This window comes from Lachnoclostridium sp. An131, assembly GCF_002160825.1.
GTDB lineage: Bacteria > Bacillota > Clostridia > Lachnospirales > Lachnospiraceae > Laedolimicola.
Genome location: NZ_NFLI01000023.1, coordinates 1 through 26,132 on the forward strand (window position 1 = coordinate 1; position 26,132 = coordinate 26,132).

A 26,132-nucleotide genomic window follows, 5' to 3' on the forward strand; every position below is an offset into this window, starting at 1 on the left:
GCATAACCTTAACTTTTCAATATTCAATTTTTAAAGCAGCCACCGAAAGATGGTTTCTTTGTCATGCGATCAAGGGAATGGATACCCTCTACTTTTCATTTTCAATCTTCAAATTTCCTCTTATTGACTTTTGTGTAACACAAAGGTTTATAATTCATTCTCGCATGGAACAATGCAAAATGCAATAGATATTGCAAAGCTGTTTAGGAGGATTCACTGTATGATAGAGCTAAAAAAGGTGACAAAGCAGTACGGGCAGGCTGCCGTACTGAAAAACATTACCCTTTCGATTGATGAACCGGGTATTTACTGCCTGCTTGGCAGGAATGGCGCTGGAAAAACGACACTGCTCAAATCCATTGCCGGGTATCAGAATATCACAGACGGTACGATTCAGGTTGACGGCAGGCTTATAACGACGTCTACGCTGGATACAGGCGTCAGCTATATCGAAAATTTTGCGAAGCACTTCAATCTTCCGGTACGGAAGCTGATACAGATTGCTTCCGAGGTAAATTCTGACTATGATTATGACTTTGCTTCCGAAATGATGGAGCGCTTTGAGCTGGATGGAAAGAAGAAGTTTAAGCAGCTTTCCCTTGGCATGAAGACGATGGTATCCACGATCATCTGTCTGGCAAGCAATAAAAGGGTTGTTCTTTTAGACGAGCCCGTCCTCGGCTTCGATGCGATTATGCGCGTGGAGTTTTACGATATGCTGGCGGAGAGCTTCCGGAAGCATCCGCGGATTATTATCGTATCCACCCACATTATCGAAGAGATCGCAAAGACGATACAGAAGCTGATCATCATTGATAAAGGAAGCATCCGCTTCTTTGATACTTTGAAGGCGGTGGAAACAAAAGCGTTCAGCATCAGCGGGCTTCAAAAGGATGTGGAGGCAGCTACACAGAATCTTAATATCATCGGGCAGGATACTGTCGGAGGCCTTGTGACAAGCTATATCTTCGACACCCCGCCGGAGCAGACTGCTTCATTGGAAATTCATCCGCTGTCTTTACAGGATTTCTTTATCCAAATGGTCGGTCACAGGGGAGGTGCAAAAAGATGACAGCTGTTTTCGCGATTGTAAAACGCCTGCTTGCGAGCAATAAAATCAGTTTTATCATTACGGCTTTTGTGGTACTCTGTGCTGCATCCTCCGGTGAGGTTGTGTTAAGCAATGGAAATTATACCTGGCTGCTTGCTGTCTTAAGCCCATTCTTTTTTGTATTTTATGATTTCACAAAGCTCATGCATTTGGGAGCGGGAAAAAGAGATTACTTTTTCGGCTGCCTGATCGGCTATGGGATCCTGGCGTTTGGCATTTCTCTGATTAACACGGTGATACATCTGCTGCTTGATCCCGCATATCCAGCGCAGACAGTGATTAACCTGATGGATGTGTGCAAATGGACGGAAAACGGAATATTCGCCGCCGGGTTGCAGCAAATGTTCTTCTTACTGCTCGTTATGATTTTCCTCCATGTGCTGTTATCCATGCAGGCACATTGGTATGGGTGGCTCGCAGACGCATTCCTCATTGCAATCATTTGCATTTTTACGCCGATTGCGCCGCTGCGTGCTGTCTTGGCCGGATTTTTCCGGGTTATCATGCTGAATGGCAATGCCGTTCTGCACATCTGCCTCTGCCTGCTGCTAAGCGCAGCATTATCTCTTGGAGGGCTTATTGTTTTGAAAAGGAAAACCTTATAGACAAGAGGGATGGTTATGATTCGAATCAAGGCAGTCAATGCACAGAATATCCTGGATGTGTGCGAATTGACAATAAATCAAGACAGCGCTGTCAGGCTTTTTATGTATAAACGGACAGAAAATTAAGCTGATACGGCAACCATCTGCCGTTTTATGATAGACGCCAGGTTTCAGCAGAAGGGGCTTGAGGAAAAGGCCCTGGAGCATATCCTGCGGGGGTTGGAAATCCAAGGCGTTAAAAGGGTAAGCCTGATCACAGGCCACGCAGATGAAGGGATGAAAAAGCTGTCTCTTTCTTTGGGTTTCCACATTGCCAGGGAGCTTGACCAGGCAGTGTGCCGTTATGAACTGGAATTATAAATCTAATTTGTTAAACAGGGAGGAATAAGATTGAAAATGAAAAAAATAATTTTACCTGCATTGGGTCTTGTGCTGGGCAGCTTTGTTTTGGCGGGCTGCTCCGGCAGTGATGAGCCGTTTGAGCAAAAGGAATATACAGCTGATGCATCGCAGGTTGACGGAATCAGGATTGATGTGCGCGACAGGGAAATCGAAGTGTCAATATCAGAGGACGATCAGATTCACGTTACCTATTTTGAAAACAGCAAGGAAGCCTATGAGGTCGCTGTTTCAGATGAAAGGGTACTGACGATGGAAAGCGCGGGCGGGAAAGACTGGACAGATTATATTGGAGGAAAGCCCTCTGCTGAAAACCGGAAAATATCGCTGCAGATACCAGATGCAGATTTGAGTACCCTTACGCTGTCTACGACAAACGAGGATATTTCGCTTTCTGCTCTGGCTGTGACGGATAGCATTGATATTTCTTCTAATGGAGGAGATATTGCCTTCGGAGATTTGAATGTGGGCAGCAGCCTGACACTGAACGCAAAAAATGGAGATATTTCAGGTACAGTTGTGGGAAGCTATGATGATTTTTCTATTCAGACTGAAATAAAAAAAGGGGAGAGCAATCTGCCGGATAAGAAGGATGACGGCGAAAAGACGCTGACTGTATCCGGTAATAATGGCGATATCGATATTGAGTTTGTAAGCGAGTCTCTGTAATTTCTGAACAGCTCTGCTTCGCAGCTGGAGAATGCAGACAGACGGCGGCTTTGAAATGATGAATTTCAGCCGCCGTTTGTCCTTTTAAGGCCTGGGGATGCCTGTCTTTCTGTATGAAATGGGTGAAATAGAACCTCAAGTGTGATACAATATAGGTATTCTAAGCAGAAAAAGGAGCAGACATTATGCAGATATACATCATCCGCCACGGAGAGACGGACTGGAACACGAAGCGTCTCCTCCAGGGCGCCACAGATATTCCTCTGAATCAGAACGGCATCGAGGTGGCAAAACTCACCTCCGCAGCCCTGAAGGAAGTGCCTTTTGACATCATTTATACAAGTCCACTTCAAAGGGCGGTGCAGACAGCGGAAATCATGCGGGGTGACAGGGAGATTCCTGTGATTTTGGATGACAGGCTGAAGGAAATCAGCTTTGGTCCCTACGAGGGACTTTGCTGCAGCAGGGAGGGCTACAGCATTCCGGATCCGGAGTTTGTGAATTTCTTTACAGATCCGGCTCATTATACGCCGCCGGAGGGAGGAGAGTCGATCGCGGAGCTCTGCGTGCGGACGACGGATTTCCTGACGGAACTGATCCGGAATCCGGATATGCAGGACAAGACGGTTCTTTTGTCCGGACACGGGGCTGTGGTCAAAGGGCTGCTCTCCAGCCTGACGATTACGGATATGAAGGATTTCTGGAAGGGCGGCGTACATAAAAACTGCGGTGTTTCCATGATTGAAGTAAAAAACGGGGAAGCCAGACTTTTACAGGAGAATGTGATCTATTATGACGAGAACAGAAGCACGAATTATTTCGAATAGGCGGGCTGCTGACATGAGAAAATCCTACTGCCAGTCTCCGATCGGAAGGCTGGAGCTTGTGGCAGATGAAGAGGGACTTTGCAGCCTTTCCTTTGGAGAGTCTGAAGTCTATGCGGCAGTCCGGGAGGAGGAGACGGTCTTTCTCAAATCCGTGCGGGAACAGCTTCAGGAATATTTTGACGGGAAGAGAAAGGAGTTTGATGTGGCGCTTTCTCTGAAGGGCACGGAATTTCAGCTTCGGGACTGGCAGGCGCTTCGGGAAATTCCCTATGGAGAGACGAGAAGCTATGGGGAGATCGCCCGGCAGATTGGCTGTCCGAAGGGCAGCAGGGCCGTTGGCATGGCGAACAGAAATAATCCGGTGGCGATCATCATTCCCTGCCACCGGGTGATCGGGGCAGACGGCAGCCTGACCGGTTACATGGGAAAGAACAAATCCCTGGATATCAAGGAATATCTTTTGAAACTGGAAGGAGCGCTGTGAGGCGGAAGAGCGATGGCGGAAAATACGAAGAGACAGAATACAGCAAAAGAAGATACGGAGGGCAGAGGTATGGCAGCGCTCTCCACAAATGAGATTCAGGAAAGGTTAGAGGCTCTGGCAGATCCGAAATACAGAGACTTTCACAGCAAGCTGCTTCCGGGCACGGAAAATGTGATGGGCGTGCGTACGCCGGATCTCAGAAAGCTGGCGAAGGAAATCATAAAAGGCGACTGGGAAGCTTTTTTGCGGGAAAATAACCGTACCTGGTATGAAAACGATATTCTGCAGGGGCTGGTGACAGCCGGAGCCAGGATGAAGCCGGAGGAGCGTCTTGCGCGCATCCGGGAGTTTCTGCCGCGTATCGAAAACTGGGCGGTTTGTGATATTTTCTGCGGATCCGTCAAGGATGCGGATAAGTACCCGGAGCTCTACTGGGAATTTCTGAAGCCATATTTTCAGTCGGATAAGCCTTATGAGCTGCGGTTTGCGGTGGTCATGCTGTTAAGCCATTTTGTAAAGAAGGAATATATCGAGGCTGCATTTGCATATTTTGATGGGATTCATGAGGAGCACTACTATGTGCGTATGGCAGTGGCCTGGGCAGTTTCCATTTACTTTGTGCATTTTCCGGAGGAGACCTTTGCGTATCTGAAGGATAACCGGCTGGACGACTGGACCTATAACAAGGCGCTGCAGAAAATCGTGGAATCCTACCGGGTAAGCCCTGAGACGAAGGAGCAGATCCGCGCGATGAAGCGGAAGCCATCCCGGCTGAGAACTTCTCCTACACTATAGAGTCCAGCCCGGAGCAGGCAAAGCTTGCGGATAACCGGATTGTGGCCAAGTGTGTCAACGAGACAGGGGAAGATATTTCTACAGTATCCTTCCTGATAGATTACTATAAGGGGGATAAGAAGGTGGCTACAGGCTATGCGGAGTCCAGTATGCTGGTAAAGGACAGGGTGTTGTGGTTTCCTTTGAGGCTCCGGCGGACGGCTGGTATGAAGCCCTGCCGGACGATTATTACGACAGCTGGGAGATTACGGTTGTGAGGGCTGTACCGCTTACGGCAGAATAAGCCGGTGTTCTGGAGAGAAGAGCTTTGAGAAAGACTGGAATTGACAGCTGCACAGCCTTGTCCTATAATAAGAAAAAGATGGTTAGATTAAACTAACTTATGTGAAAGAGGAGAAACTGACAAAATGACAGGAACTGTGATAAGAGGAATTATGATTCCGTTTCTGGGGACATCTTTGGGAGCGGCTATGGTATTCTTTATGAAGCGTACTCTGCATCCGCTGGTGCACCGGGCGCTGACTGGCTTTGCGGCGGGCGTCATGGTAGCGGCCTCCATCTGGAGTCTTTTGATTCCTGCCATGGAGCAGGCGGCGGATATGGGAAGCTGGGCTTTTGTGCCGGCAGCGGCCGGCTTCTGGATTGGCATCCTGTTCCTGCTGCTTCTTGACCATGTGATCCCTCACCTTCATATGAACAGCACGGAATGTGAAGGGCCAAAATGCCATCTTCAGAAAACAACGATGCTGGTTCTGGCAGTAACACTCCACAATCTTCCGGAGGGAATGGCGGTAGGCGTAGTCTATGCAGGCATGTCAGAAGGAAACGCATATATCACAGCCGCGGGAGCTCTGGCGCTTTCCCTTGGAATTGCGATTCAAAATTTTCCGGAGGGGGCAATCATTTCCATGCCTCTCCGGGCAGAGGGAGTCGGAAAGCCGAAGGCATTTCTCTATGGCATGCTTTCGGGGATCGTAGAGCCTCTCGGAGCTCTGGTTACGATTCTGGCGGCTTCCATAGTGCTGCCGGCGCTGCCGTATCTTCTGAGTTTTGCCGCGGGCGCCATGATGTATGTGGTAGTGGAGGAGCTGATCCCGGAAATGTCTTCCGGGAAGCATTCCAACGTCGGCACGGTCTTTTTTGCACTTGGTTTTACGCTGATGATGACGTTGGATGTGGCGCTAGGATAGATACAGCGGGTGTTTTTTCGAGGAAAGGAAAGACACAAAAGAAAAGCGTCTGTCCAGCAGGCTGCCGATGGCGCCGATGGCCTTTCCCATCGTAAATGCCGCAAGAATTGTGCCGATTCCAAGCCCTTCCAGATGACCGAGAAAGACAAAGGTCATGCCGGCAGTGACGGCCAGGCAGATGACATCAAAGGAAATCTTGATTTTCGGATAGGAAACACCGGTAATTTGAGCAAGCTCTCTCGGGAAAAGGTCCGTAGGAACGATCGGGAGCTCACAGCGGTTGGACAGAGCGATTCCAAGGCTGATCAGAACGTAGCTGATTAGGAAATAAAGGAGCCGCCAGGGAAGCGTGTCAGGAAGAATCCCAATCCAGAGCTCGTGAAGGTCCAGCAGTTCGCTGAAGGCGAAGCCGACGAGAAAGCTGAACAGATAGGGCAGAACGAAGCGTTTCCGCAAAAGCATCAGGCTTAGAATCAAAACTCCCTGGAACAGGTACGTCCATGTGCCAAGCGTCAGTTCCGGCAATACTTCGGAAAAGGCAAAGGGCACGCTTGAAATGGCGGAAATCCCCGAACCGGAGTACAGCATCAGGATGACGCCGAAGCTGTTTACCAGGACTGCCAGTACAAGCGCGGCTTCTCCGCGGCAGATCTTCTGCTTATGTTTATTTTCGGTTTTCATCACAAACATCCCCCTTATTCCAATCATAAATCTCAGCCTTCAGTGTAAAGAGATGTGGACTGATTTGCAAATGAATAGTTTTTATGAAATGATAGACGTTGTCTATGAAGAATGATATACTGAAACTGAATATTGCTGAATAAAGGAAAACAGATGAGGAAAAAGGGGAAATCTTTGTGAACCTGTATTATCTGCGTTATTTTGTTAAATTAGCTCATGTACAGCATTATACCAGAGCGGCAGAGCAGCTTTGCATCACCCAGCCCAGCCTGAGCCATGCCATCGCCCAGCTGGAAAAGGAGCTGGGCGTGCCGCTTTTTGAGAAGACAGGAAGAAAAACAACGCTGACCAGATTTGGAGAGGAATTTCTTCCCTGCGCGGAACATACCCTGGCTTCACTGGACGCAGGTGTAGCTTCTCTGCAGAAGGCCGCACAGGGGGCAGGGATCATCCGCCTGGGAATTCTGAGGACTCTGGGTGTGGATTTTATTCCGGAGCTGGCGGCCGGTTTCCTGAAGGAAAATCCGGAACGGGAAATTCAGTTTACCTTTCACACAGGAGTGACAAAGCAGCTTCTCTCTGAACTGGATAACAGAAAATATGATCTGGTTTTCTGTTCCAGGCCATCGGAAGAATGCCATCTTACGGCTGTTCCGGTGACGAAGCAGACTATGGTGGCAATTGTACCCGAAAACCACCCGCTGGCTGGTCTTGAACGCGTAAAGCCTCAGGACTTGCTGCCATATCCCATGATATATTTTTCAGAAAGCTCCGGACTCCGGCAGGTGGTGGATCAGATTTTCACGGAAACGGGAACCCGGCCTGCAGCTGCCTGTGAGACAGAAGAGGACGAGGTGATTGCGGGACTGACTGCCCAGGGCTTTGGCATCTCTGTGGTCCCCTATATGGATCTGCTCAGAAAGCTGAAGCTGAACATTCTTCCCATAGACTCACCTGCCAGTGAGCGACGCCTTTACATGATTCATAACAAGCTTGTCTTTATGTCTCCGGCAGTTCAGGCCTTCCGGCAGTATGTGCTGGAAACATGTGTGTTGTAAAAGGGAAAGCAAAGAGCCGGCTGAATTTTCAGCCGGCCTTATGCCTCTTCGATTGCCGTTTTCGCATCTGTCAGTTTTCTCAGATCTCATTAAAGACATATTTGTAGGTCACTGCACCTAAAGCCAGCGTATATTTGACTCCGCCGTCTTCCATTTCTTCCCTTACGGCCCTGTCAAAATCCTTTGGATGCTTGCTTTTTACATAGGCTTCAATATCCTCCAGTTCCATTTCGGTGATGGTGGTCTGGGGAACGTTGCTGCCTCCGCACGCATTGGTGATTTCCTGGATTACTTCATATTCTTTCATGATATTCTGCCTCCGTTCTTATTTGTGATCCGTATGTGTCCTGAAATGCCGGACAATATCTGTCTTGTATCTTTATTGTACTCCCAAATTTTTAAAAAATCAAAGTTTTTTCCGATGATTGAAATAAACGAAATATTTTTGTAACAGTCACGTAAGAATTAAGAAATATTTAAGAAATATGTAAAAGGAAAAAAAGCTTCTTTCTATATAATGAATACAGGATTTAAAAGTGAAGAAATCCGAAAGAAAGAAGCGTTTTAATCATGAGAGGTACAAACAGACAGAACGTCTCTGAAATGAGGGATAGAGGATGCATAAAATATTAATTATAGAAAATGACAGAGCATTGAACAACGGAATTGCTCTGGCGCTGAAGGCAGAGAGCTATCTGTTTCTGCAGGCCTTTGAGCTGGAAGAGGCAAAACAGATGCTTAAGAGCGAAAAGATAGAGCTGGTGATTCTGGATCTGAATCTGCCGGATGGGGATGGGCCGGAGCTTCTAAAGAGGATCAAGGAAGCGTATGGCATACCTGTCGTCATTCTGGCGGCGCGAGATCGGGAGACAGATATTATGACTGGCCTGGAAGCAGGTGCGGATGACTATATTACGAAACCATTCAGCCTGATGGCGCTGCGGGCGAGAGTCAATAATCTGATACGCCGTGTCAGAAGCAGCAGCCTGCAGGTCTACCAGTCCAGGGATTTTTATTTTTCGTTTCAGAAGATGGAATTTACCAAGGGCGACAGACGGGTGGAGCTGAGTAAGACTGAGCAGAAGCTTTTGCAGCTTCTTGTGGAAAACAGGGGACTTACGCTCTCAAGAGGAGAGCTCATCGAACGTATCTGGACCGACGGAACCCGGTACGCAGATGAGAATACACTCTCTGTGGCCGTAAAGCGCCTGCGGGATAAGCTGGAGGATAATCCGGGCACGCCTCGTTATATCAAGACGGTTTATGGGATTGGTTATACCTGGGCGGATGGAAGAGAGCGGTTAAGCGCAGGAGGCGGCCGCGGATAGGGAGAAAAGGTTCTGGAGACACAAAAATGGATGGAGTGATGAGTTTAAGACAGAGATAAAACCTGAGGGTTTTTACAAGCCAACGCATTGTTTCTTCTATAATTCTGAAAATGAGCCTATAATAACACTCAGAAAAGAAGGAAGGAGCTGTGTGGTATGCAGAAATTTGTATATGAATACGCGACAAAAGTTTATTTCGGCGAGGGAGCAGCGAGAGAGCATCTGGCGGAAGCTGTTTCCGGATATGGGAAAAATGTAATGCTGGCCTACGGCGGCGGTTCCGTAAAGAAAAACGGAATCTACGACGAGCTGAAGACGATCCTGGAGAACGCGGGCAAGACCGTGACAGATTTCTCCGGCATCATGTCGAATCCCACCTACGCGAAGGTGCAGGAGGGCGCAAAACTGGCAAAGGAGCAGAAGATTGATTTCATTCTGGCTGTGGGCGGCGGCTCCGTTATTGACTGCTGCAAGATCGTGGCGGCTCAGGCAAAGACGGACAAAGATCTCTGGGAGATGGAGATGACAGAGCATCAGTTTCCCACAGAAGTGCTTCCCATGGGCGCGGTGGTGACGGCTTCCGGTACGGGAGCGGAGATGAACGGCGGCGCCGTGATCACCAACGAGGAGAAAATCATCAAAGCCGGCATGGCAGCGGCGGCTCCCAGGTTTGCCATTCTGGACCCGGAGTACACCATGTCCCTGCCTCGTATGCAGGTGATTTCCGGAGCCTTTGACACCTTAAGCCATGCCATGGAGACTTACTTCGGAAATTCTGACCAGGATAACGTATCGGATGACGTAGCCCTTGCGATCATGCGCAATACAGTGGTAAATATGCGCCGTCTTCTGAAGAATGTCAATGACATTCAGGCCCGGAGCAACCTGATGTGGGACTCCGCAATGGCGGAGAACGGAATCCTGAAAGTGGGCAGAGTCACAGACTTCCAGGCTCATCAGCTGGAGCATCAGCTCGGAGCCTATACGGACTGCAACCACGGACAGGGACTGGCCGTGATCCATCCGGCTTATTATCGTCATATTGTAAAGGACGCAAAGGAGAAATTCGAGCGGTTCGGCAAAGAGGTCTTCGGCGTGGAAAGCGCCGGGGAGAGCGTGGAGGCTCTTGCGGCCTTTATCAAAGAATGCGGCCTTCCCACAAAGATGGGTGAGCTTCGCTCGAAGACCGAGATCACGCCGGAGCTTTTAAAGAATGTGGCAGATACCTGCAATGTGATCAAATGCAATCCGCGGGAACTTGGCCGCGATGAGATCTATGAGATTCTGATGGAATGTATGTAACGCAGGCTTTCATAGATACTGCAGATTTCCTTGTAAACGATGCATACACGCAGTTGACAAACCCCTATATGTAAAGTGTGTTCCCATATGAAAACCAGGACAGGCAGAAAGCCGGTCCTGGTTTTCGTTTGCCGTATAATTTCCTTGACTCTAAACAATCTCAGGGTATTTTCTGACGCTCAGAACCTGAAGGTTTCCTCTGGCCAACACATTGTTTCTTCCGCAGCCGCAGAGAGAAGCCTATAATGATCCATAAGAAAAAGAAGAAGCTTTTGATGAGCGTATATAAGAAGATGTATGGAATATTTTCTTGCCAGAGCAAAGGGAGGAACTGCGGCACTTGTGACATCTTATGTGGCTGTCTGTCCTCCGGAACTGGGCGGTATCGCAATGCCGGGGCAGCTTCGGCTGCTTAATATCGGAAACCAGCTTTATCATGGGATGGATAAGATTCCCGAAGCTATGGAACTGTTTTTAAAACATAACAGAACATTGACTAAACCGGTTATTTATAATGACTGATAAAAATGCTGGTGTATCAGGGAAATCTCCCCTGTACGCCAGCGCTGGTATATAAAATGGAAAAGAAAGAAGACATATGATGCATTATGAGACAGGAAACAGCTGAAAAAGAATTATTTGAGACCATGCCGGTTCCCAAAGCGGTGGCTGCCCTGGCAGTCCCGACGATTATCAGCCAGGTCGTGACCATGATCTATAACCTGGCGGACACCTTTTTTATCGGACAGATCGGAAACCCCTATATGGTAGCGGCGGTATCGCTGGTGTCGCCCTGGTTTAACCTGCTGACGGCGCTGAGCAATCTGCTGTGGAGTGAAGGTCATGCCCGTCCGGCCAGTATTGGCATGATGTTCGGAGGAATTTTGAATGTGGTACTGGACCCGGTTCTGATTTTCGGCTTTCATCTGGATGTGGCCGGAGCGGCCATCGCAACCGCATTTTCCAACGCGGCTTCCGTGGTGTTTTTTGTCATCGTCTACATGCGCCTGGGAAACCGCAGCGCGGTTTCCCTGCTTCCGAAGAACTTTACGTTCCGGTTTACCTGGCCGATCTTCTCGGTGGGGCTGGCGTCCGCTCTGGCAACAGCTCTCGGCAATGCCTCCAATATGGTCATGGTGCATCTGGCTTCCGGCTACGGCGACATTCCGGTGGCGGCCTACGGCATTGTAAAGAGAATCGATCAGTTCCCGCTGAATGTCTCCATGGGCCTCTGCCAGGGCTTTATGCCGCTGGTAGGATACAATTATTCCGCGAAGAATTATAAGAGAATGCGGGCGGTATCCTTCGGCATGTATATGCATACCTGGAGAAAGCTGAAATAGCAGAAAGATGAAAGAGCATACACGAGGGAACATTGCTCAGAAGTGTGTGAGTGAGGCTTTGAAAAGAAAGGCGGATTACGATGAAAAGAAAGACAGTTCGCATTGCCGGCAGTCTGCTGCTGGCAGGAATGATGATGCTGTTAAATGCCTGCGGAAGCGGGGCAGAGACGGCTTTACAGAGCAGCGCCAGCGAAGCAGAGAACGCGGCGGATGGCACGCGGGAAGAAGCTGCGGATTTCGAAAGTGAGCAGACAGAAGAAGTTACAGTAGAAAGTGCAGCAGAAAACACAGGGTCAGATATAGAGCCGGGAACGGATACAGCGGAAGAAGAATCGGCGTCTGTTCCGGAAAGCGGCGGTACTGTGAGTGAAGGGACAGAAGAATACAGGGGCTTCGTCCTGGACAATGTGCTTCATTCGGAGACCGAGGGCGATATTCACTACAATCTGTATGTGCCTGACAGCTATGACGGCAGCGAGCCTTATGCGGTATTTTTTACGCTGCCCGGTTATGAAGGGCTCTATTTCCAGGGTGTAGGACAAAATCTGTACAGTGAGGAATTCGGTTTTCTCGCCCAGAACTATAATCCGGAGATGATCGTGGTGGCGCCTCAGCTTTCCGACTGGGGCGAGACTTCCGCCAGACAGACCATAGCCCTGGTGGAATATTTTCTTTCCCACTACAATATCGATCCGGATCAGGTCTATGGGGAAGGCTATTCCGGCGGCGGAGAGACCATGTCCCAGGTGATGGGGATGCGCCCGGACCTGTTTACGGCTTACCTGCAGTGCAGCTCCCAGTGGGACGGCGCCTATGAGCCTGTGGTGGAAAACAGAACCCCGGTCTATCTGGTAGTTGGAGAGAGTGACGAATATTATGGTTCCGGGCCTTCAGAGGAAGCCTACGAGACCCTCCATGCTCTTTATCTTCAGGAGGGGCTTTCCGAAGAAGAGATCAGTGAGCTTCTTGTGCTGGATGTGAAAGACGCAGACTATTTTGAAAGCCAGGGAATGACGAACCAGCACGGCGGCGGAAATCTTTTTGCCGCGGATGAGGATATTATGGGCTGGCTGTTCAGCAGATAGAACAGTATGAAAAAATGCTCTGGTGACTACCAGCGATATGGAAAGCGCATTGTAAACGATTCTTGTTGTTTCTATTAAGGCGGCCATGCTTTTCCGGCATGGCCGCTTTTCCATGCCCTGGCTTACGCCGGATAAGTTGGCTTCTGTGTAGCAGCGGTTTCTGCTTCTTGCTGTCGCCCCTTGACTGCTATGCGTTGAAACTTATGGAAATAAAACTATCTCCAATGCTTTAATTGTGAAAGATACAAATCAAACTGATTGCGTCTGGTTTCTTCCTCTGTGTTATCGGGATTTGGCATATTCGCAACAAGATAATCCAACAAAGATTCCTTGGATTGATAAGCAAATTTCCCATCCGTATAGCACCATTTACAATAGTCCTCGTTATAGCTTCCATCTGGTTCTCGGCTAATCAAACCATCTTCATTCAATGGCATTCCGCAGCACTGACAAATAAGCTGCCGTGGAGAGCCCAGAAGCGTATTGATTGACACATCAAAAACTTGTGATAATAATTTTAATGTATCTGTATTTGGCTGCGTTTCACCTGTTTCCCAGCGGCTAATCGCCTGCCTGGTGACTTGCACACGCTCTGCCAGTTGCTCTTGCGTAAAATTGTTTTTTTCGCGCAAATTTTTAAGAATATCTCGTATTTCCATGCCCGTCCCTCCTAAAGGATATTTTTTATTCATTATAGCTTTAAAACAAGGGTTTAACAAGCAACGTGCTGTTGCTGCGGAATAGTGGGCGGTTGTCTGTCAAATTCTCTTGTGCTGCTTTATGGCACATGAGTATTTCAGCTCGAGTATAAATCCAAAGGTATAAACTGGGAAACTAATCGGGACTTCTGTCGAAGCTCCGGTTTTTTTATAATAAACATGACAGGAAGAGAGCTCACGGGAACGGCAGGAAAAAGCGCGCATTCTGACGGCCGGAAGTACGGACAGAAAAGAAGCTGTATATGGAAATAGGAATATGTTCCCTATGTCTATGAGGATGTCTGTGAAGTGTGCGGAATCGGAAATGAGATAAAAGAAAAGGAAGCAGCCGGGGAAGAGGCTCCTAAGGGCGCGTTCAATAAGTTGATTGACATTGTCAGCGGCTGCTTCCAGCCGATTCTGGGGCCCTTATGCGCATCCGGTATCATCCGGGGGCTGAACGCGCTCCTTGTATTTCTTTTGGGAACCTCCTATAATACAAGCGGAACTTATCTGATCCTGAACGCCATCGGTGATGCGATCTTTTATTTCCTGCCGGTGATTCTGGGTTATACGGCGGCCAGGAAATTCAATGTCAATGTGGTAGTGGGAATGATCATAGGAGGATCCCTCTGTTATCCGTCCATACAGGCAGACGCTCTTTCAGCGGCAGGAGAGGCAATTGGTTCCATTCCCTTTATTGGAGATTATTATTCCCGGTTTATCGGGATTCCCTTTGTCCCGGCCAACTATACAAGCAGCGTAGTCCCGGTACTGATTATCGTGGCGCTGGCCGCATTGATACAGAAATATGCCAAAAAACTGATTCCAGAAGCGTTCCAAAATTTCTTTGTTCCCTTTTTTGTGCTTCTGATCAGCCTTCCGATTGGCTTTCTGATTATCGGACCGGTGATTTCCATGCTGACGGAACTCTTAAGCCAGGGCTTTGCGGCTGTTTACAGTTTCTCTCCGATCATCAGCGGACTGCTGGTAGGCTTTGCATGGCAGATTCTCGTGATTTTCGGTCTGCACTGGGCGATTGTGCCGCTTGCTATGGTAAATATCGAGAACCTGGGCTATGATACGATTCTGGTAGGACAGTTTGGAACCACCTTTGCACTGACGGCTGCGCTGCTGGCCATGTGCATCAAGATGAAGGATAAGAAGAAAAGATCCCTTGCAGTTCCTATGATTATCTCCGGTTTCTGCGGTGTGACAGAGCCGGGAATCTACGGATACGCCCTGCCGGAGAAGAAGCCCTTTATCTTTTCCTGTATCGCGGCAGCGATCGGCGGCGGAGTGTTCACCTTCCTTGGCGGCCGCCAGTATGTGGTCGGCGGTCTTGGAATTTTCGGTACCGTAAGCTTTATTGACCAGCAGATCGGAGACGCCACCTCCATGTATTACTCCTTTGTATGTATCCTCGTATCCATGGTAATCGGCTTCCTGCTTACCTATTTCTTCTGAAAGGACACTTCCGTGGAAGCGGCTGCAGAAGGAACAACAGGCGGAGCAGCGGAAATACCGGTTTCCTCCGGAACGGAGGGCGCAGATAAAGCAGAAGCTGTGAAATTTGCCCTGAAAAGTGAGGAGATCGTCGGCGCTCCCATGAGCGGTGAAGTCCTTCCACTGGAGGAGCTGAAGGACGAGGCCTTTTCTTCCGGAGTGATGGGAAAGGGCGTGGGAATCGAGCCCTCTGAAGGAAAAGTGGTTTCTCCGGTGGACGGAACCGTATCGACTCTGTTTCCCACCCTTCACGCAGTGGGCATTACCAGCGACAGCGGCACGGAAATCCTGATCCATGTAGGAATGGACACAGTGCAGCTGGATGGCGAAGGCTTTGAGGCTCATGTAAAGCAGGGGGACAAGGTGAAAAAGGGACAGCTTCTGCTGGATGTGGATCTGAAGCTTCTGCGGGAAAAGGGATACAGCACCCAGACGCCTGTGCTGGTGGTAAATCCCGATGACATGAGTGAACTTCAGGTGACGGATCAGAAACAGACGGCTGTAAATGATGATTTTATCACTGTACATTTCAAGCGGTAGAAAACAGGCGGCAGAAAACGAATTGCTGCCGCGAATGGAAGAAACAGTGACAACGAAATCACAGAGGAGGGCTTTTGTATGCCATTTAAAAAGGATTTCCTGTGGGGCGGCGCTGTGGCGGCAAACCAGTGCGAGGGAGCCTGGAACGTGGACGGAAAGGGAATCTCCTGTGCGGATATCTGCACAGGGGGAACCCACACCCGGCCCAAGAGGATTACGCCGGTACTGGAGGAAGGAACCTTTTATCCTTCCCATGAGGCGATTGATTTTTACCATCATTACAAAGAGGATATTGCCCTGTTTGCGGAGATGGGATTTAAAGTATTCCGCTTTTCCGTCAACTGGACAAGAATCTTTCCCACAGGGGAAGAGAAAGAGCCCAATGAAAAAGGGCTGGAATTCTATGACCGTGTGATAGATGAATGCCGGAAATACCAGATTGAGCCATTGATCACGCTTTCCCATTATGAGGTGCCCTTTGCGCTCACCCAGAAGTACAACGGCTGGGCGTCCCGGGAACTGATCGACCTCTTTATCAGATACTGTGAGGTACTGTTCCGACGCTATAAAGAAAAGGTGAAATACTGGCTGACCTTTAACGAGATTAACAGCGCTACCGGTAAGTTTGGCGGCTTCCTTTCCCAGGGAATCCTCAATGAGGGCACGAAGGACTTCATGCATCAGGTGGATATCCCGCAGCTCCGCTTCCAGGGATTGCATCACCAGTTTGTGGCAAGCGCAAAGGCAGTGAAGCTGGCTCATGAGATCGATCCGGAATACCGGGTGGGCTGTATGCAGCTCTTTGCCACCATGTATCCGCTGACCTGCAATCCGAAGGACGTGCTGGCCTGCCAGGAGTTCAATCAGGTGAAAAACTGGTTCTGCGGCGACATACAGGTTCGGGGCCGTTATCCGGGATATATCCTGCGGTACTTTAAGGAGCAGGGAATGAAGATCGAGATGCAGGAGGGCGACGCAGAGACCTTAAGAGAGGGCTGCGTGGACTTCTATACCATTTCCTATTATATGAGCGGCTGCATCAGCGCGGAGCCGGGCAAAAAGGCAGCGGAGGGCAACCTGATCGGAGGCGTGGAGAATCCTTATCTGAAATCCAGCGACTGGGGCTGGCAGATCGATCCCGAGGGACTGCGCTATACGCTGAATGAAATCTATGACCGTTATCAGATTCCGGTTATGGTAGTGGAAAACGGCCTGGGAGCCTTTGACAAGAAGGAAGAGGACGGTTCCATTCAGGACGATTACCGGATTGATTATCTGCGCAGACACATCGAGGAGATGCGTGAGGCCGTGGAGGACGGCGTAGACCTGATGGGCTATACGCCCTGGGGCTGCATCGATCTGGTAAGCGCATCCACAGGAGAGATGGCCAAGCGGTATGGATTCATCTATGTGGAAAAATATGATGATGGGACCGGCGATCTTTCCAGAAGGAAGAAAAAGTCCTTCGACTGGTACAAAAAGGTCATTGAAAGCAACGGAGAGATTCTTTGATGAAGAAGAAATTTCCTGGCCTGGCAGGCGCCGCGGCCGCTCTGGCGGCCTGGTGCGGCTGGCGCAATCACAGGTATCCCCTGGTGGATGAATACCCACTTTTTAATAAATTTTTCATTCCAGGAAATCTCCTTTCCCATCCCTTTCTTAATATAGCCAACAGCCGGCTGGCTTCCATGAAGCTGCCGGCTCCTCCCCAGGGGATCCGGCGCAGAGAAAGATGGGTGAGTACGGAGGATGGGGAATGGATCCGGCTTACGATTTACCAGTCGGAAGATTTAAAGAAGGATATCCCCTGTCTGGTGTATTTTCATGGCGGAGGCTTCTGTCTGGGAGACGCTCCCTATATCCATGAAATCGCGGCAGAGTATGCGCGGAAAGCACGCTGTATGGTAGTCTTTGTGCATTACAGAACCTCGGACCGGTATCCCTTTCCGGTTCCGTTCCAGGACTGCCGTACAGGGCTTTCCTATGTGAGAAGACATGCGGAAGCGCTTCATATAGATGAAAAACGGATTGCGGTAGGCGGCGACAGTGCAGGAGGAGCTCTGGCGGCCGCCTGCGCCCTTTGGGAGAAAGAGCAGGGAAGACAGCTTTGTTTCCAGCTGCTGATTTATCCGGTGCTGGATGCCCGTATGGAGACGGAGTCTATGAAAAAATATACGGACAGTCCACTTTGGAATGCCCGGCTTACAAAGAAAATGTGGGAGCTTTATCTGAAAAACGGCGATATGGGAATGCGAAGGTTCGCTTCGCCGCTGGAAGCCGGTGATTTTCAGAATCTCCCTCCCGCATATATCGAGGTGGAAGAGTTTGACTGCCTTCATGACGAGGGCGTGCGCTTCCGGGAGAAGCTGCGCTTGGCAGGCGTTCCGGCCCGGCTTGAGGATGTGAAAGGAACCTTCCACGGCTTTGATGTGAGGAAAGATACCATGATTTCCAGAAGAATGCGGCGGATACGCTGCGAAGCTCTGTATCAGGCGTTCTGGAAGTCAGATACCATATAGAAACAGAAGAAAGCACTGGCGCCTGAGGCGCAGGCTGACAGAAGAGGTGAATAATCAGATGAAAAGAACATGGCTGATCACAGGCTGTTCCAGCGGCCTGGAAAGAGGAATCGCCGAGGCGGCTCTGCGGCATGGAGAAAATGTGGCGCTGACTGCCAGAAATCCGAAGACGATCTGGGAGCTTGCGGCACAGTATCCGGAGCAGGCCATGACCCTGCGCCTGAATCTTCAGGAAAGAGAAAGCATGCGGAAGCTGCGGAAGCGGTCATGGAGAAGAGGCTGGAGGAAATTCGAAAATGGAAAGAAATAAGCAGAGAGGCCGATTTTTGATTGAGGCGAAAACAAAGGTGGTGGATGTCATTGACAATCCGCTTTTTGAACATTATGGAAGACTGATTTTTCCCACTGCCTTTGGGCGTCCGTCCTCATTCATGACGCTGGATGAGGTGGGTTCCATGCTTCTCTACCACAATTATATAAATACGGAAACCACCATTGATGTCATTCGTACGATGGAAGAGCGGAGAATAGAGGGAAAGACGATTTTCTACGATATTTATTCGGAACAGGAGAAAAGGCGGGACCCGGAGAAACGGGATACCGGACTGTTTCATTTTCAGGGAAAGAAGGGCGCGCCCTTTGCGGTGATATGCGCCGGAGGGGGCTTCTATTATGTGGGTTCCATTCATGAGAGCCTGCCGCATGCGCTGGAGCTTGGACGCCGCGGTTATCACGGCTTTGCCCTGGTCTACCGGACCAGCAGTGCGGATGCGGCCTGTGAGGATCTGGCGAGAGCCCTCTGCTTTATTTTTGAACACGCAGGAGAGCTGGAAATTGACACAGATGGGTATTCGCTCTGGGGCGGCTCCGCAGGGGCACGGATGGCTGCCTGGCTGGGCTGCTTTGGCACGGATGCCTTCGGAGAAAGGCGGCTGCCGCGGGCGTCGGCCGTGATCATGCAGTATACGGGCTACAGTCAGTACAGCAGAAAGGATCCGGCTACCTATGCCTGTGTGGGAGGAAGGGACGGCATTGCTGACTGGCGTGTCATGAAGAGACGTCTGGAGCACCTCAAAGCCTTTGGCACCGATACGGAGTTTCATCTGTATCCAGGACTCCGGCATGGCTTCGGCCTTGGGATTGGAACGGAAGCGGAAGGATGGCTGGACGATGCAGCAGCTTTCTGGAAAAAGAACAGAGGAGCAGGGAGATAAAGGAAATTTATCCATACGGGCGCATATTTATAAAAAAATTACATCTTGATCTGGTATTTTCCGACGTTTCGTGATATAAAAAATAAATGGGAGGTGTGGTTCTATGTATAACCTGCAGCTTGAGACATTTATTGTTGTGGCGGATCTCGGAAGCTTTAATAAGGCAGCTGAAGCTCTTTATATTACTCCGCCTGCAGTCACGAAACAGATCAATCTTCTGGAAAAGGATCTGGGGCTGAAGCTTTTTATCCGGACTCACCGGGGGCTTGCGCTTACAGAAGCAGGAAAATCCTTGTATAAAGATGCAAAATATATTATTCAATACTGTAAGGAATCCGTGGAACGGGCAAAGAAAGCCATGCAGGAGAAAGACAACATCATCCGGATCGGAACCTCTCCCATGACGCCGGCGGCACCCCTTGTCCAGACATGGTCCAGAATACAGAAGGATTATCCCGACATCAAGCTTCAGATGATTCCCTATATGAACAGCCTGGAAAACGCCAGAGAGATCCTGAAAAATCTGGGACAGAATATTGACGTGGTAGCCGGAATCTTCGATGAGACCATGCTGAAGCTCCGCCAGTGCGCGGGACTTGAGCTGTCCAGACAGCGTCTCTGCTGCGCGGTTTCCATCAATCACAGACTGGCGGATAAGGAACTTCTGACCTTTGAGGATCTGCATGGAGAAAATTTTCTGATGATGCACCGTGGATGGAGCAACTATGTGGATGAACTGCGGGACGACATCTGGAAAAACCATCCCCAGATCCATGTCATTGATTTTGATATCTACAGCGTGGACATTTTTAACCAGTGCGAGAACAGCAATGATATTCTGATGGTTGTGGAGAACTGGAAGGATGTGCATCCTCTGCTGAAGGTGATTCCTGTGGAATGGAAGTATACGATTCCCTATGGAATCCTGTACTCACCGGAGCCTTCCGATCTGGTAAAGCGGTTTTTGAAGGCCGTAAAGAAGACAGTCTGAAACTGCGTGCCGGCCAGGGCTGACTTTATACCGGATTTCAAAATCACTAGAAAGCGAAAGGTATAAACTGAGAAACTAATCGAGACTTCTGCTGAAGTCTCTTTTTTATTACAATAAACATAGAAAAAGCCAGTATTATCGGTTGACAGGAGGCTTTAAATGATGAGAAAAACAGCAGCGGTATTTTTTCTTGCCCTGGCGCTTGGAATAACAGGATGTACTTTCCAGCCCTCTTCTCCAGAAGAAAACACGGCGGCAGCGGCCGGAGACGACCGGCAGGAAGACGCAGAAACGGAAAACACAGAGACAGAAGGGACCGAGACGGAAGACGGCGTTTCGGACAGCAGCTCTGCGGCTTATATGACTGCGGATACCCGGGTGGCGGACGTGGTTTCCGATCCGGATTTTGAAGGCTTCGGACAGTTCCTGTTTCCGCTGAACGGAAGAGAGCCGGATCAGAACATGACCCTCGAAAGCATCGATTCCATGCTGCCCTATCACAATTATATCAATACAGACACCACTCTGGACGTCCTCAACTCCATGAAGGATATGGTATCTGCGGGCGAAACCATTTTTTACGACATTTACACCGACGAGGAAAAGGCGGAGGACCCGGATAAGGAAAATACGGGACTCTTTTTCTTCCGGGGAGATCCGGACGCGCCCTTTGCGGTCGTGAACGCGGGAGGCGGCTTTTCCTATGTGGGTTCGATTCATGAGAGCTTTCCTCATGCGCTGGAGCTGAGCCGCCAGGGCTACAATGCGTTCGCTCTTCAGTACCGGACAGGCGGAGCGGATGTGGCCTGCGAGGATCTGGCGGCAGCCATCACGTTTATCTTTGAAAACGCGGAAGAGCTTGGCGTCAGCACGGACTGCTATTCCCTGTGGGGCGGCTCCGCTGGAGCAAGAATGGCGGCTTATCTCGGCTCCTATGGTCCGGCAGCCTTTGGAGGAGCGGAGCTTCCGCGGCCGGGTGCAGTCATTATGCAGTATACAGGGCACACGGATTATACAGAAAACGACCCGCCCACCTATGCCTGTGTGGGAGAAAACGACGGCATTGCCAACTGGCATACCATGGAGCAGAGAATTGCGAACCTAAGCGAAGCGGGAGTTGAGACGGAATTTCACCATTATCCCGATCTGCAGCATGGATTCGGTCTGGGAATCGGGACTTCTGCGGAAGGGTGGATCGATGACGCCATTGCCTTCTGGCAGGCGCAGCTCGACAGCAGTCAGGGGGAAGCTTAAAATATGAACAATTTTATCTATGAGAACGGAACCAAGGTCTACTTCGGCCGGGGATGCGTCAGGGAATTCCTGACCTGTCTGGTGAAGGAGTACAGCACGGTGATGATGGCGTACGGGGAGGGTTCCGTGAAAAAGAACGGGATCTATGACGAGGTTCTAAGTATCCTGATGAAGGAAGGAAAAAATGTCGTGGAATTCTCCGGAATCATGCCAAACCCCACCTACGAAAAGGTACTGGAGGGCACCCGCCTGGCAAATGAAAGCCGTGCGGAAATGATCCTGGGAATCGGCGGAGGCTCCGTCATGGACTGCAGCAAGGCGGTGGCTCTCGCGGCCCGGTGCGGCGGCGAACCCTGGGAGAATTACTGGGCCAGAAGGGGCATCGTGGATTTTGAACCGCTGCCTGTGGGCGTCATCGTCACAGCCGGAGGAACCGGAAGCGAGTGCAACGGAGCCGCTGTCATCACCAATGAGAAGCGAAAGATCAAGACAGGATATGATTATCCCAGATGCAATCCCGAATTCGCCCTGATGGACCCGGCGTACACCTTCAGCCTGCCAAAGGAGCAGATGGTATCAGGGGCTTTCGATAGCCTTTCCCATATCATGGAGACCTATTTCAGCGAACCGGATGAGCAGAATGTGTCGGATGAGATATCCGAGGCACTGATGCGGAACATCATCCGGAATCTCAGGCAGGCAGTCCGGAACCCGGAGGATTACACAGCCAGAAGCAACCTGCTCTGGGATTCCACCCTTTCGGAAAACCGGCTGATTAAGCTGGGAAAGAAATGCGATTTTACCTGTCATCTGATGGCGCATCAGCTAGGGGCCTACACGGGATGCAGCCACAGCCGCAGCGTAGCTGTGCTGCATCCGGTTTACTACCGGCATCTTTACCGGGACGGACTCGTCAAATTCACACGGTTCGCAGAAAACGTGTGGGGTATTTCTCCTGAAGGAAAGAGCAGGGAAGAGCTTGCACGGGCGGGAATCGACGCGCTTGCGGACTTTATCCGGGAGGTGGGGCTGCCGACCACCCTTCGGGAGCTTGGTGTGACAGACAAAAAACAGCTGAAACAGATTGCGGATTCCTGCCGCTTCTCCCCGGGAGCCTACCGGAAGACAGAGTCGCAGGAAATTCTGGAAATCTTTCAGGAATGCTATTAATTCCATACAGAAACTGAGACATACATACAAAGAAAAAGAAAGAGAGATGAAGAAAATGAAGAAGAAAACACTTGCAATGCTGCTAACACTGGCGATGACAATGGGACTTGCAGCCTGCGGAAGCAGCGAAGAGGCGTCGGCGGAGACCGTACAGGAGGAAACTGCAGAGACGGAGGAAAGCACAGAGACCGAGGAAGGCACAGAGACCGAGGAACAGCAGACCGCGGAAGAAAGCGGAGAGCAGGAAGCTGACGCAGCCGAAGAAAAGTCTGCGGACAGCCAGGAGAGCGCGCAGGAATCGGATGAGCATGTTTTGATTGCGTATTTCTCCGTTCCTGAGGATGTGGATACAGAGGGCGTCGATGCGGTGGCCGGCGCAAGCATCGTCGTGAGAGATGGAGAAGTCCTTGGAAATCTGCAGTATATGGCAGATGTGATTCAGGAGACAGTCGGCGGAGATATCTTCCGCATTGAGACGGCACAGGAATATCCGCTGGATCACGAACCGCTGGTCGATCAGGCGGCGGAAGAGCAGGATGCAGACGCCCGTCCTGAGCTTTCCACACAGATCGAAAATCTGGACCAGTATGACACGATTCTTCTGGGCTTTCCAAACTGGTGGGGCGATATGCCGATGCCGCTTTATACCTTCCTGGAAGAATATGATTTCTCAGGAAAGACCATCATTCCCTTTACGGCCCACGGCGGCAGCGGATTTTCCAATACGGTAAACACCATCGCGGAGCTTCAGCCTGATGCGGAGGTGCGGGAAGACGGCTTAAGCATCTCCAGAAGCGAGGTGGCCGGTGCGGAAGAGGAGATCAGCTCCTGGGCGGCAGGGCTTGGCCTGTAGCTGATACATATCAGACAGCAGAAATTAAAAAAGTGAAAGAAGGAAAGAGATTATGAGCAAAAAGGTATTGATTCTGTCAGGCAGTCCCCGAAAAGGAGGCAACTCTGACATACTCTGCGAACAGTTTCAGAAGGGAGCCGAGGAGGCAGGCAATGTGGTGGAAAAGGTGGATCTCCGCAGCCTGAAGATAGGCTATTGCATGGCCTGCTACGGCTGCAAAGGAAAAGGCGTCTGTGTGCAGAAGGATGATATGACAGAGCTTCTGGATAAGATGGTACAGGCGGATGTGCTGGTTCTGGCGACTCCAGTGTACTTTTATTCCATGGACGGACAGCTGAAGACCATGATAGACCGGACGCTGCCTCGCTACACGGAGATCCGGAATAAGGATCTCTGGTTTATCGCCACAGCTGCGGCAGGCCGGCACGCGATGGAACGGACATTTGACGCTATGAGAGGCTTTGCCGACTGCCTTCCGGGCGCCCGCGTCAGAGGAGAGATCTGTGGAGAGGGCGTCTATCAGAAGGGAGAGGTCAGGGATACGCCCGCCTTTCAGGAAGCGTATGAAGCCGGAAAATCCATTTAAGAGTTTGAGGTGAAACAGAAATGAAAAAACGTATTTTAGGAAAAGATCTGGAAGTATCGGCAGTGGGACTTGGCTGTATGGGGATGAGCCACGCCTACGGCCCAGCCGCTGACCGGAAAGAGATGACGGAGCTGTTATCCCAGGCAATCGATACCGGATATACCTTTTTTGATACGGCAGAGGTATATGGAACGCCGGAGAATCCCCACGACAATGAGGAACTGCTGGGGGAGGCCTTAAAGCCGTACCGGAATCAGATTGTGCTGGCATCCAAATGCGGCATCCGGTTTGACGAGACCTCTGCGGAGGTCAACAAGCCGCTGATCCCGGACGGTCGGCCGGAGACCATAAAGAAGTCGGCAGAGGGTTCTCTGAAACGCCTGCAGACCGATCATCTGGATCTGTACTACATTCACAGAATCGACCGGACTGTGCCGATAGAGGAGACCGCCGGGGCCATGAAGGAGCTGATTGACGCCGGAAAGATCACACACTGGGGAATCTCCGAGGCAGATGAGGAAACGCTGAGAAGAGCCCACGCGGTATGCCCGGTGACAGCCGTACAGAACCGGTATTCTATGATGTACCGGGATTATGAAGCGCTTTTCCCGGTTCTGGAAGAGCTTCAGATCGGCTTTGTAGCCTTTTCCCCGCTGGCAAACGGTTTCCTGTCCGCCAAATACAACAAAGAGTCCAAATTTGCGGCGGGCACAGATTACCGCAGTGTGATGCCCCAGTTTTCCGCAGAGGGCATCGATAAGAATCAGGAGCTTCTGCATTATCTGGAAGAGCTTGCAAACCGGAAGGACGCGACGCCTGCACAGATTTCCCTGGCCTGGATGCTGGCAAAGAAGCCGTGGATCGTGCCGATTCCCGGAACCAGAAAGTACAGCCGCCTGATTGAGAACGCCCGGTCGGCGGATGTGGAGCTGACAGAAAAGGAGCTTCAGGAAATAGACCGGATGCTGGATACCGTTCCCATGTCAGAAGTGTTCGGCGGTTCCAGAATCAAGAAATAAACCGTCCCAGAATCAAAAAGAGAAAGGAAGATGCTTTATGGAATATGTAACCTTAAATAATGGAGTGAAGATGCCTCAGCTTGGATTCGGCGTCTATCAGATCAAAGATCCGGCAGAGTGTGAACAGGCGGTGCTGGACGCCATTTCCACAGGTTACCGCCTGATTGATACAGCCGCTTCCTATGGAAATGAAGAAGCAGTCGGCCACGCCCTGAAGAAATGCGGCGTTCCCAGAGAAGAGCTTTTCATTACGACCAAGCTCTGGATCTCCGACACCAGCTATGAGAAGGCCAAGGCAGCTTTCCAGAAGTCCCTCGATAAGCTGGGACTGGAATATCTGGACCTGTATCTGATTCACCAGCCGCTGAATGATTACTATGGCGCCTGGAGAGCTATGGAGGAGCTGTATCGGGAAGGAAAAGTCCGCGCCATCGGCGTGTGCAGCTTCTACCCGGACCGTCTGGCTGACCTGATCGCGTTTAACGAGGTGGCTCCGGCAGTCAACCAGGTGGAGGCAAATGTATTCTTCCAGCAGCAGGAAGCTCAGAAATACATGCAGTCCAAGGGTGTCGTCATGGAAGGCTGGGCGCCCTTTGCGGAAGGAAAAAACGATCTGTTCCACAATGAAACTCTCCGGAAGATCGGGGAGAAACACGGAAAGAGCGTCGCTCAGACTGTGCTCCGCTGGCTGCTGCAGAGAGGAATCGTGTGTATTCCGAAGAGCGTACGAAAGGAGCGCATGGAGCAGAATTTTGACGTATTTGATTTCCGGTTGGATGCGGAAGACATGGCGCAGATCGCCGCTCTGGATACAGGCTCAAGCTGTTTCTTCAATCACCGTGACCCTGCTGTGGTAGAGAATCTGGCAGGTCTCGTAAGAAACGTATAGACGGCGGCAGGTGAGA

General features: G+C 50.4%; 30 protein-coding genes. 27 read left to right on the forward strand and 3 right to left on the reverse strand.

Annotation, left to right across the window (positions count from 1 at the left end):
• Positions 1–220 precede the first annotated feature (220 nt).
• The 8 genes from B5E77_RS15370 to B5E77_RS15405 all read left to right on the forward strand — a co-directional run bounded on the left by B5E77_RS15370 (position 221) and on the right by B5E77_RS15405 (position 6,080).
• Positions 221–1,072 carry an ATP-binding cassette domain-containing protein gene (locus B5E77_RS15370; RefSeq protein ID WP_162609719.1) on the forward strand — a complete coding sequence of 284 codons (852 nt, stop codon included), beginning with the start codon at positions 221–223 and terminating at the stop codon, positions 1,070–1,072.
• The gene (locus B5E77_RS15375) at positions 1,069–1,716 is read left to right on the forward strand and encodes a hypothetical protein (protein ID WP_087166248.1); all 648 of its coding nucleotides are present in this window, start codon (positions 1,069–1,071) and stop codon (positions 1,714–1,716) included. The genes B5E77_RS15370 and B5E77_RS15375 overlap by 4 nt, the downstream gene beginning before the upstream one ends.
• A gap of 153 nt (positions 1,717–1,869) precedes the next feature.
• The gene (locus B5E77_RS15380) at positions 1,870–2,076 is read left to right on the forward strand and encodes a hypothetical protein (RefSeq protein ID WP_087166249.1); all 207 of its coding nucleotides are present in this window, start codon (positions 1,870–1,872) and stop codon (positions 2,074–2,076) included.
• A gap of 36 nt (positions 2,077–2,112) precedes the next feature.
• Positions 2,113–2,784, forward strand: coding sequence for a DUF4097 family beta strand repeat-containing protein (locus tag B5E77_RS15385; protein WP_087166250.1), 672 nt, complete (start codon positions 2,113–2,115; stop codon positions 2,782–2,784).
• A 185-nt stretch (positions 2,785–2,969) separates the two neighbouring features.
• A complete protein-coding gene (locus B5E77_RS15390) occupies positions 2,970–3,611 on the forward strand; it encodes a histidine phosphatase family protein (RefSeq protein WP_087166251.1) in 642 nt (213 codons plus the stop codon).
• 13 nt (positions 3,612–3,624) lie between these two features.
• Positions 3,625–4,095 carry a methylated-DNA--[protein]-cysteine S-methyltransferase gene (locus tag B5E77_RS15395; RefSeq protein ID WP_087166252.1) on the forward strand — a complete coding sequence of 157 codons (471 nt, stop codon included), beginning with the start codon at positions 3,625–3,627 and terminating at the stop codon, positions 4,093–4,095.
• Positions 4,096–4,107: 12 nt separating this feature from the next.
• Complete coding sequence (locus B5E77_RS15400) at positions 4,108–4,890, forward strand: DNA alkylation repair protein (protein WP_330394722.1); 783 nt, start codon at positions 4,108–4,110, stop codon at positions 4,888–4,890.
• A gap of 407 nt (positions 4,891–5,297) precedes the next feature.
• Entirely contained in the window at positions 5,298–6,080 is a 783-nt protein-coding gene (locus B5E77_RS15405) for a ZIP family metal transporter (protein ID WP_087166253.1), read from the forward strand.
• On the opposite strand, the gene B5E77_RS15410 is transcribed toward B5E77_RS15405, so the two are convergent.
• Positions 6,072–6,761, reverse strand: coding sequence for a DUF6198 family protein (locus tag B5E77_RS15410; RefSeq protein WP_242963769.1), 690 nt, complete (start codon positions 6,759–6,761; stop codon positions 6,072–6,074). The genes B5E77_RS15405 and B5E77_RS15410 overlap by 9 nt on opposite strands.
• 176 nt (positions 6,762–6,937) lie before the next feature.
• On the opposite strand from B5E77_RS15410, the gene B5E77_RS15415 reads away from it, so the two are divergent.
• Positions 6,938–7,819: a LysR family transcriptional regulator gene (locus B5E77_RS15415; protein ID WP_087166255.1), complete on the forward strand. Its 882-nt coding sequence runs from the start codon at positions 6,938–6,940 to the stop codon at positions 7,817–7,819.
• Between the two features lie 79 nt (positions 7,820–7,898).
• On the opposite strand, the gene B5E77_RS15420 is transcribed toward B5E77_RS15415, so the two are convergent.
• On the reverse strand, positions 7,899–8,126 hold the full coding sequence (locus B5E77_RS15420) for a hypothetical protein (protein ID WP_087166256.1): 228 nt from the start codon (positions 8,124–8,126) through the stop codon (positions 7,899–7,901).
• Positions 8,127–8,436: 310 nt separating this feature from the next.
• Here B5E77_RS15420 and B5E77_RS15425 point away from each other — a divergent pair, with 310 nt between their 5' ends.
• The 5 genes from B5E77_RS15425 to B5E77_RS15445 all read left to right on the forward strand — a co-directional run bounded on the left by B5E77_RS15425 (position 8,437) and on the right by B5E77_RS15445 (position 12,877).
• On the forward strand, positions 8,437–9,147 hold the full coding sequence (locus tag B5E77_RS15425) for a response regulator transcription factor (protein ID WP_087166257.1): 711 nt from the start codon (positions 8,437–8,439) through the stop codon (positions 9,145–9,147).
• Positions 9,148–9,303: 156 nt separating this feature from the next.
• Positions 9,304–10,449, forward strand: coding sequence for an iron-containing alcohol dehydrogenase (locus B5E77_RS15430; RefSeq protein WP_087166258.1), 1,146 nt, complete (start codon positions 9,304–9,306; stop codon positions 10,447–10,449).
• A 297-nt stretch (positions 10,450–10,746) separates the two neighbouring features.
• The gene (locus B5E77_RS15435; RefSeq protein ID WP_087166259.1) at positions 10,747–10,971 is read left to right on the forward strand and encodes a hypothetical protein; all 225 of its coding nucleotides are present in this window, start codon (positions 10,747–10,749) and stop codon (positions 10,969–10,971) included.
• A gap of 86 nt (positions 10,972–11,057) precedes the next feature.
• On the forward strand, positions 11,058–11,792 hold the full coding sequence (locus B5E77_RS15440) for an MATE family efflux transporter (RefSeq protein ID WP_087166260.1): 735 nt from the start codon (positions 11,058–11,060) through the stop codon (positions 11,790–11,792).
• A gap of 80 nt (positions 11,793–11,872) precedes the next feature.
• Positions 11,873–12,877, forward strand: coding sequence for a prolyl oligopeptidase family serine peptidase (locus tag B5E77_RS15445; protein ID WP_242963771.1), 1,005 nt, complete (start codon positions 11,873–11,875; stop codon positions 12,875–12,877).
• 215 nt (positions 12,878–13,092) lie between these two features.
• On the opposite strand, the gene B5E77_RS15450 is transcribed toward B5E77_RS15445, so the two are convergent.
• On the reverse strand, positions 13,093–13,536 hold the full coding sequence (locus B5E77_RS15450; RefSeq protein ID WP_087166261.1) for a zinc ribbon domain-containing protein: 444 nt from the start codon (positions 13,534–13,536) through the stop codon (positions 13,093–13,095).
• A gap of 348 nt (positions 13,537–13,884) precedes the next feature.
• On the opposite strand from B5E77_RS15450, the gene B5E77_RS15455 reads away from it, so the two are divergent.
• The 13 genes from B5E77_RS15455 to B5E77_RS15515 all read left to right on the forward strand — a co-directional run bounded on the left by B5E77_RS15455 (position 13,885) and on the right by B5E77_RS15515 (position 26,116).
• The gene (locus B5E77_RS15455; protein ID WP_087166262.1) at positions 13,885–15,042 is read left to right on the forward strand and encodes a PTS transporter subunit EIIC; all 1,158 of its coding nucleotides are present in this window, start codon (positions 13,885–13,887) and stop codon (positions 15,040–15,042) included.
• A 12-nt stretch (positions 15,043–15,054) separates the two neighbouring features.
• Positions 15,055–15,621, forward strand: a complete 567-nt coding sequence (locus tag B5E77_RS15460; RefSeq protein ID WP_087166263.1) for a PTS sugar transporter subunit IIA — start codon at positions 15,055–15,057, stop codon at positions 15,619–15,621.
• Between the two features lie 78 nt (positions 15,622–15,699).
• Positions 15,700–17,133, forward strand: coding sequence for a glycoside hydrolase family 1 protein (locus B5E77_RS15465; RefSeq protein WP_087166264.1), 1,434 nt, complete (start codon positions 15,700–15,702; stop codon positions 17,131–17,133).
• A complete protein-coding gene (locus B5E77_RS15470; RefSeq protein WP_087166265.1) occupies positions 17,133–18,140 on the forward strand; it encodes an alpha/beta hydrolase in 1,008 nt (335 codons plus the stop codon). Before B5E77_RS15465 ends, B5E77_RS15470 begins: the two co-directional genes overlap by 1 nt.
• Positions 18,141–18,198: 58 nt before the next feature.
• Positions 18,199–18,450 (forward strand): SDR family NAD(P)-dependent oxidoreductase, encoded by a 252-nt coding sequence (locus B5E77_RS15475; RefSeq protein ID WP_087166266.1) that lies wholly within the window; start codon positions 18,199–18,201, stop codon positions 18,448–18,450.
• Positions 18,437–19,354: an alpha/beta hydrolase gene (locus tag B5E77_RS15480; protein ID WP_087166267.1), complete on the forward strand. Its 918-nt coding sequence runs from the start codon at positions 18,437–18,439 to the stop codon at positions 19,352–19,354. The genes B5E77_RS15475 and B5E77_RS15480 overlap by 14 nt, the downstream gene beginning before the upstream one ends.
• Positions 19,355–19,457: 103 nt before the next feature.
• Positions 19,458–20,345: a LysR family transcriptional regulator gene (locus tag B5E77_RS15485; RefSeq protein WP_087166268.1), complete on the forward strand. Its 888-nt coding sequence runs from the start codon at positions 19,458–19,460 to the stop codon at positions 20,343–20,345.
• A 159-nt stretch (positions 20,346–20,504) separates the two neighbouring features.
• Positions 20,505–21,599 carry an alpha/beta hydrolase gene (locus B5E77_RS15490; protein WP_242963773.1) on the forward strand — a complete coding sequence of 365 codons (1,095 nt, stop codon included), beginning with the start codon at positions 20,505–20,507 and terminating at the stop codon, positions 21,597–21,599.
• Positions 21,600–21,602: 3 nt separating this feature from the next.
• Entirely contained in the window at positions 21,603–22,769 is a 1,167-nt protein-coding gene (locus tag B5E77_RS15495) for an iron-containing alcohol dehydrogenase (protein ID WP_087166269.1), read from the forward strand.
• A gap of 55 nt (positions 22,770–22,824) precedes the next feature.
• Entirely contained in the window at positions 22,825–23,622 is a 798-nt protein-coding gene (locus B5E77_RS15500) for a flavodoxin (RefSeq protein ID WP_087166291.1), read from the forward strand.
• Between the two features lie 52 nt (positions 23,623–23,674).
• Positions 23,675–24,208 carry a flavodoxin family protein gene (locus tag B5E77_RS15505; RefSeq protein ID WP_087166270.1) on the forward strand — a complete coding sequence of 178 codons (534 nt, stop codon included), beginning with the start codon at positions 23,675–23,677 and terminating at the stop codon, positions 24,206–24,208.
• A gap of 20 nt (positions 24,209–24,228) precedes the next feature.
• Positions 24,229–25,227 (forward strand): aldo/keto reductase, encoded by a 999-nt coding sequence (locus B5E77_RS15510; protein WP_087166271.1) that lies wholly within the window; start codon positions 24,229–24,231, stop codon positions 25,225–25,227.
• Between the two features lie 37 nt (positions 25,228–25,264).
• The gene (locus B5E77_RS15515) at positions 25,265–26,116 is read left to right on the forward strand and encodes an aldo/keto reductase (protein WP_087166272.1); all 852 of its coding nucleotides are present in this window, start codon (positions 25,265–25,267) and stop codon (positions 26,114–26,116) included.
• Positions 26,117–26,132 lie beyond the last annotated feature (16 nt).